Genomic DNA, 17,326 nt, shown 5'->3' on the forward strand with positions numbered 1-17,326 from the left:
TAAGTCCTTAACGACTGACGCGTGCCCAATGTGAATTTTCAAAGCCCAGCAGGTAACGAAGCCCGCCAACAAAGTTTGCATAGTGCCCAACCACTAAATAAGAAATCAGTGAAATTGGCTTGGCACTTAAGTGCTGTGGAAGTAAGTAACCAATAATTCCTATGCTATAAATCATTATTTGTAGGTAGAACAGAATATCGAATACAAGGTGGTGACTTAATAATGTCGAGGTGACGAAGCAGATGATCATTAAGTAAGGAGTCAATAATCTTAACCCTTTCCCTGAAAAGAAAGCGAAAGCCGTACCTCCAAACTTTGGATTGAATAAACCAAATAACTCAATAACTTGTTGCATGTTACCAGCTGAGATTCTTAGCCTTCTTTTGAAGTCATTACTTCTGTTGGTTTCTTCCAGTTCTAGCGCAATCATCTTAGGCTCGTAGTCGGCTAGATAACCTTTTCTTACTATCTGCATTGGCAGAATGAAATCATCATTGATGGTGTTGGTTGGCAATTGGTCGAACAATTCTGTTCTAAACAAATAGAATGCGCCATGTGCTCCTAAGCTTGAACCCAGCGATGCTTCTTGTTCTTTGACTGCGGTTTGGTAAGCCCAGTAAGTACTCTCACCTTGGTTTCCTGTTGGATACATACGGTAAGTTGCGTTTACCACACCTACACGGTTATTTGAAAAGTGGGCACTGGCAATTAATAAAGAATCCAGCGAGATCAAAGCTGATACATCGCTAAGTGCTGTGATATCGCTGTCTATCTGGCAAATTTCTTCGTTAACAAGAGCAACTTTTCCGCGATTTTTACTGTGGTTATGAATTTCAAAATGGACATCACAGCAAATAGCTTCTTGGATTGTCATTTCAGCCACTTGTACTGTGTTATCTGTACAGCCATCACAGGCAATAATGACTCTCAATTTTTCGTTTGGGTAATCTAATGAAGCGAGATTTCTTATTTTCTCTGCTATCCACTGCTCTTCATTATAAGCCGGTACTAGGATAGTGATACTTGGTAGAACTCTATCACTTCTCATTTTCTTGTAGCTTCTGGTGCTTTCCTTTACGCCGTCGCTTGGGTGTTTTTTTGAATACCAACGCAGCAATAAAGGGTAGCCGAGGTGATGATAAATAATGAACACACCAGAAAAAATGCACGTCACCACTAATAGAATATCAATCATGCGTAAGCTCCATTTGCTATGTCATTGTATGACTCAACCATGTTACGAACGTCGAAGTTCTTTAAAATGAACTGTCTTGGTCCTTGGGAAAGGTCATTGTTATTTTTGTTATCAGCTATTGCCTGTAACAAAGCATGTGACAAGTGAGGGATATGGTTTCTTTTAACGAGATGACCAGTCTTAGGACAAAGTGTTTCATTTACCGCTCCAACGTTCATCGCGACAGTAGGAATATTGCAAGCTTGAGCTTCGAGCGTTGATAAAGGTAGCCCTTCATGGCGTGATGGCAGACAAAATACATCTAATGAGCGGTAGAAGTTCACCATATCATCCACTAAGTCTAGAAAGATGACTCGTTCAGAAACTTGCAGTGTTTTGGCTAGCTGTTCTAATTCCTCTTTTTGCGAACCTTGCCCTGCAAAAACAGCAACAGCATTGGCTGGAATAAGAGTTAACGCTTTGATTAATTGATCCTGCCCTTTAACAGTCTCGAGACGACCAGCACAGCCAATGATGGTTTTGTCGTGTGGGAGTGAAAAGACATCTCGAGCGGCTTCTTTTGAACTAGGCTTAAATTTTTGGCAATCAATACCATTTTTGATGGTAGTGATGTTTGCATAAGAGAAAGTCGATTTCAGTTGGTTGTAAACACAAGTTGCATCAGCAACTAGGGTCGGTTGCGCAGCTTTAAGTGCCATATCTTGAATTCTACGACGCTTAGTATTATTCAAATGCCATGCATCATGTTCTGTATGAATGCGAGCAGGAACCCCCGTGATTTTTGCAGCATATCCAGCGTACAAAAGAGGACCAATGTGGTGAGTATGGACAACATCGGGTTTTACACCTTGAAAGGCCTTCATAAGAGTAAGAATGAGGTTAAGCTGGACTCCTGGCGCTTTATCTAAAAATACAAGCTGTGATTGGAAAGGCTCTAGCTTTGTCCAATTCTTTAGTGCTTGTTCGCGAGTGCCTTCAAGGCTGACAATAAGAACTTGGTCTTCTTTCTTTGCAAACTGAAGTAAATCGAGTGTTAACGTTTCCAAACCACCTGGTGCCAGGTGTTGAACTACGTGTATGATCTTCTTTCCTTTAGGCTGTGTTTTCATAAGCTAAGTCCCTTTAAGTATCAATAATTAGATTTTATTTTTGAACTCTTCATTAAGGTTAAGCATGGACCGTGCCAGTTATTTTATTGTTTAATATCAATTGTTTATGTTTAAATTTTTTGTTTTGTCATTTTCGTTTTAATTTAAGAATCAAAATGGAATCAACCTGTGTTCTTTTCGCAACTGTGAGTTTCAATAGTGGAGCAATAAAAAGCGCCAGCTGTAAACTGACGCATAGTAAGGGGGTGTAGATAGGAAGCAGAATGTTTGGTTAATTCATTTTTGGTATAACAGTGAGCACTGGCACATTTAAAATATCCTCTATCTCACTTTTACGTTTAATTGATGAGTCGAATAGTTCGAATATGATAGCTAGACCTGCGCCAAAGCCTAAGCCAGCCAATAGCCCTGCAATAACGAATAACACACTAGGTAAGTTGGAGCGGATGCTAGGTGTAAAAGGTAAGTCTATAATTTTTACTCGCTTGTTTTGTTCAAAAAGACTGAGTGATCCTGTTAATTGGGCCATTTCGTATCGTTCCATTAATTCATCATAAAGTTGACGTTTAATCTGAACATCTCTCTGAAGTCGGTACATGACCTTCGCATTTTCCCCAAAGTTATTGGCTTTATTCTCTAATTCGAAAATCATTTTTTTCAGGCTTTTCGTTTCTTCTTTTAACGATTCATATCTCGCGCGAACTAATTGCAGGCTGTGAAGTTGTGTAACTAAAAGGGGCTGTGTATCGCTTAATTTTGTGAGTGTATTACTGCTGGCAATATCCCAAAGCTGATCACTATTCAGCGTTGGCTGTTTCATTTTGAGAATCGCAGTTCTCTCGTTTTCCAGTCTTTCCAGTTCTAACACTTTGGCTTGTACTGCGCTGTGTTGGTTTGTGTATTTAGCTTGAAGTAGCGTTAGATCGCTTCGGATGTCTATGATTTGGTCTTCAAGTTTGCCTATTACAGGGTTAGTTTTAGATAGCTGCTGATCTATTGTACCTAGGCTTTTTTCAACACCCGCGAGTTCTGCTTGTTTCTCTGCTAAATTTTGTTTCAGAGATGCTAAGCGGTTTAAACTTTGGCTTTGAATCTCAGGTGTGGATTGAGCGTTGTTATTTTTGTAGTTAGCAAGTGCTTCTTCAGCGGCTTGCAGTTCTACCTGCCTTTTCTCTATATGTATGCTCAAAAAGTCACTTGAGTCTTGTATGGATGAACGTTCCGGCGCGAGTAGTTGTTCAATGAAATGCTCACTGACGGATTGCAGTGTGTCTTTCATGCCTTCTGAAGTGTTCGAAGTTAGGCTAATTTTTAAAAAGTCTTTACCTAGCTGCGTTACGGATAATCGGTTTGAAAGGTCACTGATGATTTCTTGCTGCTCTCTTGCTGACATATCTGAAGAAATAAGCTCAAGCTCAGTCGCGACGGAATAAAGCACATGTCGGCTATGTAATAGTGTTCTTAGCGCATTAATCCGGTCTTTTAGCATGGTCGAGACTGCAATGTCTTCCAAGAAAGGATTCATCTTTGCAGTTTCTTGGATCAGCATGCTGGTATGAGCATCGTATTTAGGTGGGGCCATCTTACTCACTCCAAACCCTACAAAAGGTAAGATCATAATAGGAATAAGAATTACGTAACGCTGACGCCAAATAGCACCAAGAATGATTAATAAGCGAAGTTTTAGATTACTCATAATAACTCCAACATCCAATTGACAAATTTACCTCGTTGTTGCCAACTTTCTTGTTGAACAACATCACTAGGGATTAATTTTAAGTCTCTTTTCTTCTGTAGAGTATGTACCATTTCCTCAGCATTATTAACGGTTGAAACGTAACCTTGATAGGTATTCAACGCAGGAAACGGTGTTGAAATAATAGGTGTTTGAGCCGCTAAATATTCCATTAGCTTCAAAGGGCTACAAGCTCGTATCTGCTCATTATCAACAAATGGAAGTAAGCTTACATCCCAGTGTTGTGAGTATCGCGGAAGTTCGGAATGTGCCTTCGGACCAAGATAGTAAACATTGTTATAGCTTGGTAACTGTAATGTAGGGAGTTCATTAGGACCGATGAATACAAAGTCCCACTCCGGCAGGTTTTTAGCTACCGTATCCAATAGATCATAATCAAGCCATTTGGATAAACTGCCGTAAAAGCCTGCAATTGGTCTGTGCCCAGTTGGGAGATCTAACGCTCTTGGCGTCGGGGTACTGAATAGCTCTAAATCTACACCGTGGGGCAAAAGTTGTGCTTTGCAGGCTGGGAATTTAGTCATTAGCTTATTACTGGCAGAAAAAATCAAATCAGCTTTATCAATTAAATCATGTTCATGATCTTTCACCGTGTCATGGTCGACCCCTGCAAGAGCATCAAAGTCATCTCCACAGTAGTACACAACAGATGACTCCCCAAGGTGTCCACATAGGTCAACAGCCGTAGGCAGTGACGTCCAGAGTATCGGGTCGGTGATTCCAATCTGTTTCATCACAGGCTTTAGTTGGCTGAGCATAAGGTGTTTAGCGACTTGTCTAGTTAGCTGTGATTTTGGAGCCGGTATCGTACGCAAATTAATCACGGTAATGTTGGGGGCGTCTGTCGCATTTGACATGTTTTGTGCGTGTGCATTATTACGACCAAACAGTTTGTTTAACGCACGTTTGATATCTTTAGCACATAGCTTAGGTTGTCTTAAGCCGATTGAATTAACCCACAGCACTTTATGAGTTTTCGATAGGTGACGAACTAAATGTTGAGTGGAAGATGGTAAACCTCCGAAATCTTCACCAAATACGATTAAATCACGCATCGTAACCTCCTAGTATCTCATCATTCAAAGTAGTTAAAGGTTGAGATGCAGGGATGCTTCCTATAACCCGGGCTGGGTTCCCTGCGGCAATCGAATAAGGTGGGATCGTTTTTGTTACAACGCTACCCGCAGCTACAACGGCGCCTTCACCGATTGTTACGCCCCCTTTAATGGTGACATTTGTGCCTATCCATACATCTTTACGAAGAATGATTTCACCAATTTGATTAGCATCATCACCTTCTCCTAACGCTCTGCGTTTTGCATCTAGTGGGTGACCTGAGTACCCGAAGATAAAAGCACCACTTGCGATGCGAACATTGTCTTCAATGGTGACTTTATTACCAACCGCAATGGTCGATTGCCAGCCAATGTCCACATTGTTTCCCACTGAAAGTAGAGGTGCTTCACTCATGGTGCACCCTGAAAAAGTCGTGTGCCCTGAAATACGGCAGTCATCTCCAATGCGAATTTGTAATGGACCGCTAACAAATGGTAGACCACCGTACAAATATAGACGCTTACCACAGTGTGCGAGTCGCCCTTTAAATGCTGGTGTCCAATACAAAAAACGAGAACCTCCACTTACAATGCCAGTGATAAGCTGGTGGCCTTGATAAAGTGTCTGATTAACGAATTGAGGGGTAGGAAGCTCAATGTTTCTAATACTTTTCAAAATGAAAAAGACATTTCTAATTTGAGAATTAGGATGAGATTTAAGCCAATGTTTGAATTCATGAATAGATACTGACGTCATAATGGACACTCCTAGTTTTGTTATATAGGAGTTCTTTCACGTAATGTGCCAGTTATTTAATTATTACTTTTCAATTGGTTATGGTTTCAATCTTGTAATTTCTCATTCTGACAAGCATTTTGGCATATATGAGAGACGCATACGGTGAGCGCTGCAAGGATATAAATGGGCCAATTAAACCCCTGTGTTAAGAAAGTTCCTGAGACTATGGTTCCAATTAAACCTGCATAAACCGCATTGGCAGAAGAAATGAGATTAGCGTCGTGGGTGAGCTGTGATTGCGCTAAAGTTTGCTGTGTTTTACGAGCCGTGCGAATTAAAGAAGCAATGAGAATGATGAAAACTAACAGTCCTACAAAACCTGTTTCGGCTAAGACACCAAACCATGTACTGTGTACCGCGTGATTTAAGCCGTCCCAATGCGGGCTGTAAAAGTAGTAATTCGAATAAAAATTATTAAGTCCAACACCTGTTAGAGGGTTATCTACCGCCATTTTAAAAGCTGCCTCCCAAGCATATAAGCGACCCATGGCAGAGGCATCAACACCAGCTTCTGCAGCTCCTCCTGAAGCTCTATCGGATATTCCAGCGGCAAAATAAAGCACTATCGCACCAACGACGGAAAGAGTAAGGAGTAGGGTTTTAGACCGTATATATTTAATGGCAAATAATCCAAATACTGCCATGGAGCCTAGCAGCCCGCCACGGCTTTGTGTTGCTATGATAGCCGCAAGCAAAACAAGACAAATAACACCGCATAAGATCCGTAATAACACAGATATACCTCGAGTGGTGGTATGACTTAAGGCAAAGGCAAGGGGGAACATCAGTACCAAGGCTAAATCGTTTGGGTCGCCTAACATTGAACCAAGATCTCGCCCAATAGTCACTCGCGTTCCTTCCACTAACCCAATCCCATTCATTGAATTGAATAGCGCAATACAACCTATCAGTAGCCCTGACAATATAATGATGAGTGAAGTTCGTCCTAAGTTTTCAGTACTATTTACAAGCCAAACAATGGCAAGAGTCATCACTATGATTTTCCAATAAATGCCTTTGAATTGTTCAATGGCAATAGGGCGATTCGAAGCAAAGATGATCCCTATAAAAACTAGCCCCCAAAATATGGCTAACCAAGTGAGCGAGTGGTGCCAATACATTTTTAATTCTTTACTAATTAACGCATGCCAAAGTAAAGCAGAAAGAGCCCCAAGAGAGAGTAATAGCGGGATTTTTAACGAGTACAAAACAGGGATCGCTTCGTGAATTCGAAAGAATGAAAAAACGACAAACATGATCACTAACCAGAATGTTTTGTTTATGACAAACAAAGCACCGAGAGGCAGAAACGAAATAACAATAGCGACCAGTGGGTGAGGGACAAGGTACCAAACCACGCCAATGGCTAAGCATAGGAGTGAAATTGAAATGATAGATGTGAGACGATTAGTTTGCGTTGTCATTATCTATCACTCCCACAATGACTGGATTCACCTGGTTGTAGAACATCATTATCTGCGCTTTTTGACATAACTTTATTGGTAACCCACTGATTCACTTCCTTTATTAACAGTGTAGGTAATAAGGAAAAAATTGGACTTAATAATGCGAGAATTGTGCAGAGCCATAGGTCTGAAACATGAAAAGCTATGTATAAAAAAATAAAGAGGCTGGTGATGTTTACGGTGAGAAGCTTTAATTGATATGGCATAAATAGCTGGCGCTGGCTAAGACAATAGATTAATACGGCTTTCAATGCTTGTGCTGCACCTAACGCAATGATTATTCCCCAAATGCCAAGCTCACTTCCTAACCCCCACATTAGACCAAGCCCAATAAGAGTAGAAGCAAAGCTGACTCTAAACTGTTGTTGGGTATTTTTATTATATAAAACGCCTATATTCACTAGTTCAGCTAACTCTTTAAACCAAGCGACTAAAAGTGTACCTACGAGTAATTGGGTAGAAATAACATAGGATTCAGGTAAAGCTAAGGAGATAAACACTTTCGCAGAGAAGGCGACAAAAATCGTTAAAGCGGTTAAGTATGAAATACCTAACTGAGTAACCAAACACGTTTTTTTTATGCCATGTTCATTGATGTACTGAAAGCGTTTGGGCATCCACCACATCCCAAATGGCTGCATAAGAATACACATGGCGAAGGAAAATTTAATGGCAACTGCGTATAGACCAAGTGTGCTCAAATCGGTGCTATAGGCGAGGAAGAACCGTTCTGAACCATTAAGTCCAAACCCGACAAACGCGGTTAACATCAACGGAACGCCATAGCTTAAATGATTTTTGAAGTGAGATCTAGAAGGTAGGCGCCATTCAAATCTATTTATGAAGTGTAATGACAGAAATTGAACGCCATAAGCAATTGCACCACAAGCAAGTATGTTGACCACTGTTGGTTGAGTACTCAGTACCACTACAATCAGCCCAACTTGTAATGTGGTGGATAAGACGCTGACCATTAAGAATGTTTTAGCTTTATCTTGCATTCGAAGCCACGCGGTGGATAACCCAAGAACACCTTCTAATGATGCGCAAACTAGAAGTAAATTTAATTCGAATTGTGACACAAGGAAGTCAGTGGGAAATGGGGTTATATTAATGATCGAAAATAGCACTAGGCTTATTACAACAGCAATCATACAAGTTGAACTGTATAACTCACTCGCTCGTTTAAATTGATTGCTTGGTTGCTTTTCTGTTCCGACAAATCGATATAAGACTTCATGCATTGCTAGGGCGATCACAATACCACTTGCGGCTCCAATGGAAGCGAGTAGATCGAGTTTACCGATTTGCTGAGGTTGTAAATAACTCGCCATAAGAGGCAGCATAATTAATGATATGCCTTTGTTTAAAACCAAGCCTAAACCATAAATGAGCATATTTGCCACAGGACTTTTTTTTTGGCTTATCGTGCTTTCTCTTAAGCTCATAGCGTTTGTTGTTGAGCTCGTAGCACTTGTTCTTAAGCTCATAGTGCTTTCCCTTGTGGCTGATGCCCTAAAGTAGTCTTAACTTTAGGCGTTGAAAGGCTTTGGCAAATGTCGGCATAGCAGTATTCAGCGTGGTAGTCAGAAGCGATTTTTTTAGCTTCGATTGCAAGTGAAGCTCTTAGGGACGAGCTGTGTGTAAGCGTGTTCAAGGTGTCACGTAATGCCGTTGCACTACGAGGGGAGTACTTCATACAATTGATGCCATGAGTGAGCACTTTATCCCAGTAAGCCCCGTCTTCAGGTATGACGACACTTAACCCCGCAGCCAGTGCCTCAAGAATTGATAACCCAAAAGGTTCCTCAATACTTGTAGAGACAAATATGCCAGCTTGAGAACGAATTTGATCCAAATTTGATGGTGATTGGTAAAGTGAAACATTAGCCCAATTTTCGGGAAGAGAACTCACTCCAATCTCTGTACTTGTCGGGCGTATATAGCAGATATCAGTTTCGATAGATTGTTTATTGTGTACCGGGTTAATGGCTTCTAACAGTACACCTAAACCTTTCCATTTTAATAACGAAGCCGCCCATAAAACTCTGGTTGATTGAAAGCTTGAAGTAGATGGCCAATTACAATGAGCAATTCCATTATTGAATGGCTGAAACTGCTCTTTATCCATTGAAAATCGAGCAAGGATTTGGTTCTGTATGGGGTCATTTGTCAAAATGAAATAATGATAAATGGCATTTTCTATAGATTGCTCGCTACTTTTTAAGTAAAACACTTTGAAGGCTTTAGTCAAGCAGTAGCCGATAGAGCGAGATTGAGCGACAGGACCATGTATTAATTGAATGATTGAATACCCAGAGAAAAAACCAGCCAAGTAAATAGCCATATCAATACCAGGGCCAGAGGCCCCAACCGCATGATCAATACGTTTTACTCTTAACATAGTAACGAGAATGAAACTGAGTAAGCAAAGTTGTGCAAACCAGTAGCCTAAGCCTTGTGTTTTTGTCAGAAATTTCCATTTTGGCAGTGATAAAATTCGACAGTTCGAATGCTCTGATAATTTACTCCAAGAATCGGAATCAGCACTAAGAATTGTGAATTGAGTTTTGCTGTGATGACAAGATTGAAGCATTTCTGCGGTCGCTACTTTTGAGCCTCCAGCAAACGGAATTGGGTCATACACTAAGCTATGAACCTGAGTGTGGCTCAATGTTTTACTGAATGTAAACTTATGACTGGTTATGTTCATAGCCTTATCCTCATATTTGACGGTGTACTCATTTACTCAATGCTTTGTTAGTTTGTATTTGTATTTGTATTTGTATTAATTGCTTGCTGACATTGCATGTGTTTTACGGCAGATTACCTACTTGAACGTCCAGCGTAATAATGGTTTTAAACCGTGAGCGATAGGCACACAGTGGCTGCTGGGTTCATGAGTGATACGGGCGTACAAAGCTTCCAAAGCATGAGTGTTAGCCTGAATGGTTAAATGAGTAGAGGCGAGTTGGTATAGGTTTTCAGCTAACCTAGACTGTAATGAGGTATTTGAAATTAGCGCTAGCATACAACTCGCCATATCAATGATTGGGTTCTTAGGTGAGTATAAAAGCCCAGTGACATCATTTTTGATGAATTCAGGTATGCCACCGACTCGTGGAGCTATCACTGGCAATTTCGCTAAGCCTGCTTCTGCAAGTACAAGGCCAAATGCTTCTTCTCTAGCACCACTGACAAAAGCGTCGACTCCTCCCACAAGCCAATTAGAGACATTATGTTGTTCTCCAACGAAATGAACCTTGTCTGCTAGATTTAGCTTTAACACGAGAGTTTCTAGATTTTTCCTTTCTTCTCCTTCACCTATAATCACAAGATGAAAGTTTCCAGCAGGAGAAATGTGCTGTAATGCTTGAATGATTAGATCGACACCTTTGCGAATAATCAATGATCCCACAGTGGCGAATACAAAAGCATTTTCTGGAATGTTTAGAGTCTGTCTTACATTGATATATTGGTTGAAGTTCATACTGACACCGTTAGGTATCACAGATAATTTACTTTTAGGGTATCCATCGGATAGAAGTTCTTTGCTGATGGCATCACTAACACAAACAATGTGAGGAGACATATGCAAGCCGAGTGTAAAGCGGTCTCTAAGTTGGTAATGGCTATGAAGTTGTGTCACAAGAGGAACTCGACAAATACGAGCCGCTAAACACATCCATTGGCAAGGTGCACCACTGTTTACATGAATTAAGTCGATACCATAGGATTTGATGTAATGGATAGCTTGTTTGACGAGATGACACCAACTAACAGTATCAAAACGAGGAGATTGCCAACCTCCGATAAGTGGGAAGGCAGACAGTTCTGATGTGAGGTTTTGACCTTCATAGTGATGAAGCAAAGCCGGACAGTTTGTCCAAAGAAAGGGGGTATAGCGCTCTTTGTTGAGCGAGTCTATCAAGTTAATTAAGCAGACTTCACTGCCTCTGATCCAGTTATCACCGTAATGAACATAAAGTATTCGTTTTGTATTTTTCATTGTATTCCCTTACCAACGAGTGTTTTAGTTATTGGTTGTTAATATGGGAATTGCAAATCGAATGCCAAAAGGGTGATTTATTAAGTGTTTGTTTTTAAATATTTATATTTGTTGGTGTTTACGTATCTCAAATTGAGAATCAGTTTGAGTCTTTGTTAGAAAGGGAAGACGCGGGCTGATTGAAGTGTTATTGATAAATCGAGTCACAATCAACCGCGCCTTTTATGATAAAGCAGGAACTAAGCCATAGGCTCTAAAATGAATTTTTCAATTGCTCGGGCTACGCCATGTTCATTATTACCAGCAGTAATGTAATCAGCAATTGCTTTCGTTTCGTCCATTGCATTTTCCATTGCGATACCTAAACCAGCATATTCAAGCATATGGTGGTCATTTTCTGCGTCGCCCATACAGATTACTTCTTCAGCTTTAATACCTAAATGATTCGCGATAGCTTCAATACCTACACCTTTATTTGACTTAGGGTTTAAGAACTCAAGGAAGAAAGGAGCGCTCTGGACTATCGTAAATTCTTTATGCAGTTCTGGTGACAACTTACTGATGATTTCTGTTAGCTTCGATGGTTCCGCGACAATCATGGTTTTAATAATTTCGTGACTATCCTCTAAATCAGAAAAGTTGAATTCAGTGATATCTAAACCATTGATTGTTGCTTCGATTTGAGTGTATTCATTATTCTGAGGAGTAATGAGCCCGTGCTTTTTACTAAAGGCATGAACATAACCACCGAGTTCATTTGCTAGTTTTGCAATCGCTTTAGCGGCTTGACCATTACTGATCTTACTGTGAATAATTTCTTTCGTTGATACATTTTGTACCATTGATCCATTGTAGAAAAGTACGAAGTCATCAGTACCGTCTATTTCTAGTTCATCAAGCTTACTTTGCATTCCTTCTAAAGGTCGCCCCGAGGCTAATACGACTTTCACACCAGCTTTACGAGCTTTTGCAATCGCGTCTTTGTTTTCTTGAGAAATGACTTTATCACTATTTAATAGTGTGCCGTCCATATCTAGTGCTACTAACTTGTACATTTAATTACCTACCAAAGAATGAAAACTGAATAAAATCTAATGTTCGCAAGGATAAGGGAAGTTAGAAAAACAGGCTAGACGTTTGAGCATTTTGAACGCAAATATTCAATTGTTTGACCCAAAGGGTTAAGTGCTTTATCGTCTGCGGCTTAAATAACGTAATAAGATGATAGAGCTGAGGCGAAGTTGTACAAGATTAACGAAATGTTTGAAACCATCCAAGGTGAGGGTGTCTTTACCGGTGTGCCTGCGGTATTTGTGAGGTTGCAAGTATGCCCGGTTGGGTGTTCATGGTGTGACACGAAACAAACGTGGGAAGCTTTAGAAAAAGACCAAACTACCTTAGGTGACATCATGTTGAAAACACAAGACTCACCAACTTGGTCGCCAATTGATGCTGCAGGTATTGTCCAAGAATACATCCGCCAAGGTTATACAGCTAATCATATTGTGATCACTGGCGGAGAACCTTGTATTTATGATCTTGTTCCTCTGACTGAAGCTTTCGAAAAAATCGGCTGTAAATGCCAGATTGAAACTAGTGGCACTTCTGAAGTAAAAGCTACGCCTAATACCTGGGTGACGCTGTCACCTAAGATTGCAATGAAAGGTAAGTTACCTGTGTTAATTTCGGCACTTGTTCGTGCAAATGAAATTAAACATCCAGTAGGTACACAAAAAGATATTGATCAGCTCGACGAACTTATGTCGAAGGCTGAGCTGGCTGAAGAAACAGTTATTGCCTTACAGCCAATTAGCCAGAAGCCCCGTGCTACTCAGCTATGTATTGATACCTGTGTGAAGCGAAACTGGCGCTTATCCATTCAAACTCATAAATATTTGAGTATTGCCTAGTATTAACTATTAGTCGCTATATAAGGGCAGCCTATGCATTTAAGCTTGATCTATATATTCGATTATTATCATCTTAGTGATTAACAGCGTCTTTAACGGCTGTTTTGTAAGGATTAAACATGAAAAAAACGGTAGTTGTCTTCAGTGGAGGACAGGATTCTACAACTTGCCTTGTACAAGCATTAAAAGAATACGATGAAGTACATGCGATCACTTTTGATTATGGGCAGCGTCATAGGCTTGAAATTGAAGTCGCGCAGTCATTAGCTGCTGAACTAGGCGTAAAAGCTCATAAAGTGATGGATGTTACCTTGCTTAATGAGCTAGCAATCAGCTCTCTAACGCGAGATGACATTCCTGTTTCACACGAACTGCAAGAGAATGGCTTACCTAATTCTTTCGTGCCTGGTCGTAACATCTTGTTCTTAACTCTTGCGGGTATTTATGCTTACCAGATTGGCGCTGAAAGTACCATTACCGGCGTTTGTGAAACGGATTTTTCAGGCTACCCGGATTGTCGAAATGACTTTGTTAAAGCAATGAACTCAGCTTTAGTTCAAGGGATGGATAAGGCGTTGGAAATTAAAACGCCTCTGATGTGGCTTAATAAAGCAGAAACGTGGGCTTTAGCTGATCAGTATGAATCTTTGCAGCTGATCAGAAATAAAACCCTAACTTGCTATAACGGAATTGTCGGAGATGGCTGTGGCGATTGCCCTGCATGTGAGTTACGCAAAGTAGGGCTTACGGATTACCTTGAGAATCGCTCTGAAGTGATGTCTGAACTGGTTCGAAAACAGAACTAGGTAAATCAATTGCGTCGTTGTACGCATCAATAATACAGTTACGGCCATTCTTTTTAGCTTGATAAAGAGCTTGGTCGAGAACTGAATACAATACATCAAAGTCACTCAGTGCCTGTGAAGTTGAAAGGTAAGAAAAACTTGCAGTGATACTCAGTGGCTTTTTGCTTTCAGATGAAAATTTTGTTGATGAAACAGCATATTGAATTTCCTCAACTCGTTCTCTTACTTCACTTTCTTCAACATCCTTTAATAGAATGACAAATTCTTCCCCACCTAATCTACCTAGTAAATCATGTTTACCAATTCGATTTCTAACTTGCTGGCTTATATTACTGAGTGCTTGATCGCCAGTTGGATGCCCATAGTCGTCATTGATTGATTTAAATTTATCTAAATCTAAAAGAATTAAAACATGTTTTTTATTGTTTGAGTTGTGTTTAACAGTTTTAATTTTTCTTATTGCTGCCGCTCTGTTGTAAGCACTCGTGAGGGAGTCTAAAGATGATTTTTCTCTTACTCGTTTACTGGACCAAAAAGAAAAGCTAGCGGCACACAGAAGGATGATAACGATAATATTGTACATGAGCTTTTGTTGAGTCATTTTATCAATCTTCAGCTTATCGAGTTGTGCTTGACTCACTAATAACGAACTTTGCAGTTCTTTCTCGAATTTGCTTCTAGTGAGTTCCAATGCTTCCAAAGCTAAGCGATTATCGATATCTCTGCTGCTAAGTTGAATCGCTGAATACTGCCTATAAAAGCTAAATGCTTCTTTGTGCTGATTGGTTGCGACAGATAAATCAGTGAGCTGAAGAAGCGAATCTGCAAGGTACTTGCTTCGGTCAATTTGTTTGGATAGCTCGCTAGCCAAATGAGCATAGTAAAATGATTCTTCAAAGAGATCTTGATGCTCGAATAGATCACTAATCGCTAAGTAAGCTTCTATTCGAATTTTATTATTATCTAATTTCTCAGAGGCCGTTAAAGCTTCAACAAGGTAGTCATGTGCTGAGCTGTAGTTTTCTGCTTGGATGTGTGCTTTGCCTAAGCCCAAATTGACCAGCGCTTTACCATATATCGAGTTAGTAGCCTGTATGGCATCGTAGGCTTGCTGGAAATAAGAGATTGCTTGAGTTGGTTGCTCCATGATGATGTAAAGTTCGGCTAGGCTATGCAAAACTTGTGTTTTCATAAGGTTGGAGCTGTCTGCTCTAAGGTCTAAAGCTGTTAATAGGTACGTTTCAGAACTGTCAAATTGTTCAATCTCTTTATAAAGGTTCCCGATATCGTTATAAATGCCTGATATATCTTGCCCTTTAGGGAAATTATCGATTAAAAGCATGTAACTGTTTAGAGCAGATTTATAATCACCTCTAAAGTATTGATTATTGGCAATCACACGATAGCCTAAAGAAATTTGTAATACTGGGTCCGTATTATCTTCAAAATAGCTTTGTAATGCAGAGCAATAGTAGTGAGCTTGGTGATATTTAGATTGTTCGTTAAGTGAACGGCATAAATTGTATTTGATTATCGCTTTACCAACCGAGTCATTAGCTTGTTGCATGGTGTCAGATACAGAAATAAAAAGTTCTTGCGCCTCTTTATATTGCCCACGAGCATCTAGCTTTAAAGCTTCAATAAAAGTTTCTTCTGTTACTTTATAGTTTTTATCATCAGAATTTCCGCCGTAGTATGGCTGGTTGTGTTTAGTCATGAATTGGTAGAGCAAAGAGCTGATATACAATTTTTCACCTGAGGAGGGTAAGGATGCATAACGGCTTTGTAGCATATTTAATGATCGAAACTCTTCGTGTTGTGAGTTTGATAGATAAAGTGTGTTCCAATTGATGTTTGGGGTGTTGGAAGATTCTTTAGTTGGATCTGATGACATTAGATTGGCATGAGAAGATAAACTAATTAGTGCCATTAGTATGAGAAAGGTATGTTTCATCAGAGAGTTTGCTATATAGACTAAATTATAAGGAATGACATTCTAAAATTAAAAAATAGTCAAATCAATGGTATATATTTTTTTTAGATGGGAGTGTGAGTGAAGTCATTAGGGGTAAAGAAAAGGTCATGCGTTACATACATGACCTTTAAGTGAATGATTAGATGTATAGTTTAGCTAAATCTGAAGGCTCAAGCTCTTTGCCTTCTAAATTAGCGTTCCAGTTTGTACCAACTAAAACACCGTCTTCAGCTAGAGTCAGTAACCAATCTTCAACAAAAATGTCTAATGGGATTTCAAGAACTTCAAAATCAGCCCATTCTTCGACGTTATGAGTAATAGCATCTTCCTTTGTAGACCAAAATGGCATTACTTCGCTTGTTTCGAATTCAGTAGAATCACATGCAAGCCATCCTTCATCATTGCGAAGACCCCATACAAGTTGAGTTTCTTTTGTTTCTGCAACAAAAAGGTCAAGGTTTGCTTGAATATCGGCGGTTAGTTTGCTCATTGATTAGTTCTCTATTTTGATAACGTGAAGAGAATAACATTATAGAAATCCAAGGTACACGTAATTAGAAATGAAGAAATAAAAAAGACTAGCAATAAATGCTAGTCTTTAATTATAAAAGAGGGGACGTTTTAAACAATTTATTTACTGATAGTAGTAAATATATTCCATTCTTCTTTGATATTACCTTTAAACCCGACAACTGAAGCAACAACTTTACGGTTCATTGCATGGCTGATTTTGTCTGTTCCTTTGTTTTCTAGGCCAGTGTCGCCATGACCAACAATCTCAATTCTCGAGCTCAGAATACCGTTACTGATTAATGCTCTTCTCACATTTGCAGCACGAGTTTTCGAAAGTTGTAGGTTGTGCTCTGCATTACCAGTTTTACTTGCATAGCCCTGAAGTTCGATAGCAGTAGATGAATATTGTTTTAGAAAACTAGCCATCTCACGGATTTGAGCCAAGAAAGCTGGGTTGATGTCTACGGAGTTATTTGCAAACAATATTTGAAGTTGCATTTTTTCTGTAGTTTTTAAAAAAGTACCACAGCCATCATTATCAATCTCTGCGCGTGCTGGGGTATCAGGACATAAATCCCGCTCATTGATTACTCCGTCATTATCCTCATCTAAAAGATCATAGTTTCTTTCAGCGATAGGCGTTGGGACATAATCAAACTCATCACTCTCAGATGCAAATGTGCTCACAGATACTAAGAGAGCAAGTAATGGAAATATGATTCGCTTAGTCATA

General features: G+C 39.8%; 15 protein-coding genes. 2 read left to right on the top strand and 13 right to left on the bottom strand.

Annotation, left to right across the window (positions count from 1 at the left end):
- Positions 1 to 7: 7 nt before the first annotated feature.
- The 10 genes from OCU78_RS06790 to OCU78_RS06835 all read right to left on the bottom strand — a co-directional run bounded on the left by OCU78_RS06790 (position 8) and on the right by OCU78_RS06835 (position 12,444).
- The gene (locus tag OCU78_RS06790; RefSeq protein ID WP_137372776.1) at positions 8 to 1,195 is read right to left on the bottom strand and encodes a glycosyltransferase family 2 protein; all 1,188 of its coding nucleotides are present in this window, start codon (positions 1,193 to 1,195) and stop codon (positions 8 to 10) included.
- Positions 1,192 to 2,304, bottom strand: coding sequence for a glycosyltransferase (locus OCU78_RS06795; RefSeq protein WP_137372777.1), 1,113 nt, complete (start codon positions 2,302 to 2,304; stop codon positions 1,192 to 1,194). Before OCU78_RS06795 ends, OCU78_RS06790 begins: the two co-directional genes overlap by 4 nt.
- Positions 2,305 to 2,575: 271 nt before the next feature.
- Entirely contained in the window at positions 2,576 to 4,000 is a 1,425-nt protein-coding gene (locus OCU78_RS06800) for a GumC family protein (protein WP_137372778.1), read from the bottom strand.
- A complete protein-coding gene (locus OCU78_RS06805) occupies positions 3,997 to 5,115 on the bottom strand; it encodes a glycosyltransferase (RefSeq protein WP_137372779.1) in 1,119 nt (372 codons plus the stop codon). The genes OCU78_RS06800 and OCU78_RS06805 overlap by 4 nt, the downstream gene beginning before the upstream one ends.
- Entirely contained in the window at positions 5,108 to 5,872 is a 765-nt protein-coding gene (locus OCU78_RS06810; RefSeq protein ID WP_137372780.1) for an acyltransferase, read from the bottom strand. Before OCU78_RS06810 ends, OCU78_RS06805 begins: the two co-directional genes overlap by 8 nt.
- Positions 5,873 to 5,958: 86 nt before the next feature.
- Complete coding sequence (locus OCU78_RS06815) at positions 5,959 to 7,338, bottom strand: O-antigen ligase family protein (protein WP_137372781.1); 1,380 nt, start codon at positions 7,336 to 7,338, stop codon at positions 5,959 to 5,961.
- Complete coding sequence (locus OCU78_RS06820; protein ID WP_137372782.1) at positions 7,338 to 8,870, bottom strand: lipopolysaccharide biosynthesis protein; 1,533 nt, start codon at positions 8,868 to 8,870, stop codon at positions 7,338 to 7,340. Before OCU78_RS06820 ends, OCU78_RS06815 begins: the two co-directional genes overlap by 1 nt.
- Positions 8,867 to 10,093 (bottom strand): glycosyltransferase family 4 protein, encoded by a 1,227-nt coding sequence (locus tag OCU78_RS06825; RefSeq protein ID WP_137372783.1) that lies wholly within the window; start codon positions 10,091 to 10,093, stop codon positions 8,867 to 8,869. The genes OCU78_RS06820 and OCU78_RS06825 overlap by 4 nt, the downstream gene beginning before the upstream one ends.
- Positions 10,094 to 10,210: 117 nt before the next feature.
- Positions 10,211 to 11,389, bottom strand: a complete 1,179-nt coding sequence (locus tag OCU78_RS06830; RefSeq protein WP_137372784.1) for a glycosyltransferase family 4 protein — start codon at positions 11,387 to 11,389, stop codon at positions 10,211 to 10,213.
- A gap of 239 nt (positions 11,390 to 11,628) precedes the next feature.
- Entirely contained in the window at positions 11,629 to 12,444 is an 816-nt protein-coding gene (locus tag OCU78_RS06835; protein ID WP_137372785.1) for a Cof-type HAD-IIB family hydrolase, read from the bottom strand.
- Between the two features lie 204 nt (positions 12,445 to 12,648).
- On the opposite strand from OCU78_RS06835, the gene queE reads away from it, so the two are divergent.
- Positions 12,649 to 13,299, top strand: coding sequence for a 7-carboxy-7-deazaguanine synthase QueE (gene queE, locus OCU78_RS06840; protein ID WP_167494004.1), 651 nt, complete (start codon positions 12,649 to 12,651; stop codon positions 13,297 to 13,299).
- A gap of 119 nt (positions 13,300 to 13,418) precedes the next feature.
- The gene (queC, locus tag OCU78_RS06845; protein ID WP_137372787.1) at positions 13,419 to 14,105 is read left to right on the top strand and encodes a 7-cyano-7-deazaguanine synthase QueC; all 687 of its coding nucleotides are present in this window, start codon (positions 13,419 to 13,421) and stop codon (positions 14,103 to 14,105) included.
- Here queC and OCU78_RS06850 read toward each other — a convergent pair.
- The 3 genes from OCU78_RS06850 to OCU78_RS06860 form a co-directional block, all read right to left on the bottom strand.
- Positions 14,044 to 16,059, bottom strand: coding sequence for a tetratricopeptide repeat-containing diguanylate cyclase (locus OCU78_RS06850; protein ID WP_137372788.1), 2,016 nt, complete (start codon positions 16,057 to 16,059; stop codon positions 14,044 to 14,046). The two genes, queC and OCU78_RS06850, sit on opposite strands and share 62 nt — an antisense overlap.
- Positions 16,060 to 16,219: 160 nt before the next feature.
- The gene (locus tag OCU78_RS06855; RefSeq protein ID WP_137372789.1) at positions 16,220 to 16,570 is read right to left on the bottom strand and encodes a DUF2750 domain-containing protein; all 351 of its coding nucleotides are present in this window, start codon (positions 16,568 to 16,570) and stop codon (positions 16,220 to 16,222) included.
- A gap of 140 nt (positions 16,571 to 16,710) precedes the next feature.
- Positions 16,711 to 17,325, bottom strand: coding sequence for an OmpA family protein (locus tag OCU78_RS06860; RefSeq protein WP_137372790.1), 615 nt, complete (start codon positions 17,323 to 17,325; stop codon positions 16,711 to 16,713).
- Between the last annotated feature and the right edge of the window lies 1 nt (position 17,326).

Source organism: Vibrio gallaecicus, from assembly GCF_024347495.1.
GTDB classification, from domain to species: domain Bacteria; phylum Pseudomonadota; class Gammaproteobacteria; order Enterobacterales; family Vibrionaceae; genus Vibrio; species Vibrio gallaecicus.

Excerpts from the sequence above, each read along its gene's own strand:
- OCU78_RS06790 (WP_137372776.1), bottom strand. The coding sequence starts at position 1,195 with ATGATTGATATTCTATTAGTGGTGACGTGCATTTTTTCTGGTGTGTTC.
- OCU78_RS06795 (WP_137372777.1), bottom strand. The coding sequence starts at position 2,304 with ATGAAAACACAGCCTAAAGGAAAGAAGATCATACACGTAGTTCAACAC.
- OCU78_RS06800 (WP_137372778.1), bottom strand. The coding sequence starts at position 4,000 with ATGAGTAATCTAAAACTTCGCTTATTAATCATTCTTGGTGCTATTTGG.
- OCU78_RS06805 (WP_137372779.1), bottom strand. The coding sequence starts at position 5,115 with ATGCGTGATTTAATCGTATTTGGTGAAGATTTCGGAGGTTTACCATCT.
- OCU78_RS06810 (WP_137372780.1), bottom strand. The coding sequence starts at position 5,872 with ATGACGTCAGTATCTATTCATGAATTCAAACATTGGCTTAAATCTCAT.
- OCU78_RS06815 (WP_137372781.1), bottom strand. The coding sequence starts at position 7,338 with ATGACAACGCAAACTAATCGTCTCACATCTATCATTTCAATTTCACTC.
- OCU78_RS06820 (WP_137372782.1), bottom strand. The coding sequence starts at position 8,870 with ATGAGCTTAAGAACAAGTGCTACGAGCTCAACAACAAACGCTATGAGC.
- OCU78_RS06825 (WP_137372783.1), bottom strand. The coding sequence starts at position 10,093 with ATGAACATAACCAGTCATAAGTTTACATTCAGTAAAACATTGAGCCAC.
- OCU78_RS06830 (WP_137372784.1), bottom strand. The coding sequence starts at position 11,389 with ATGAAAAATACAAAACGAATACTTTATGTTCATTACGGTGATAACTGG.
- OCU78_RS06835 (WP_137372785.1), bottom strand. The coding sequence starts at position 12,444 with ATGTACAAGTTAGTAGCACTAGATATGGACGGCACACTATTAAATAGT.
- queE (WP_167494004.1), top strand. The coding sequence starts at position 12,649 with ATGTTTGAAACCATCCAAGGTGAGGGTGTCTTTACCGGTGTGCCTGCG.
- queC (WP_137372787.1), top strand. The coding sequence starts at position 13,419 with ATGAAAAAAACGGTAGTTGTCTTCAGTGGAGGACAGGATTCTACAACT.
- OCU78_RS06850 (WP_137372788.1), bottom strand. The coding sequence starts at position 16,059 with ATGAAACATACCTTTCTCATACTAATGGCACTAATTAGTTTATCTTCT.
- OCU78_RS06855 (WP_137372789.1), bottom strand. The coding sequence starts at position 16,570 with ATGAGCAAACTAACCGCCGATATTCAAGCAAACCTTGACCTTTTTGTT.
- OCU78_RS06860 (WP_137372790.1), bottom strand. The coding sequence starts at position 17,325 with ATGACTAAGCGAATCATATTTCCATTACTTGCTCTCTTAGTATCTGTG.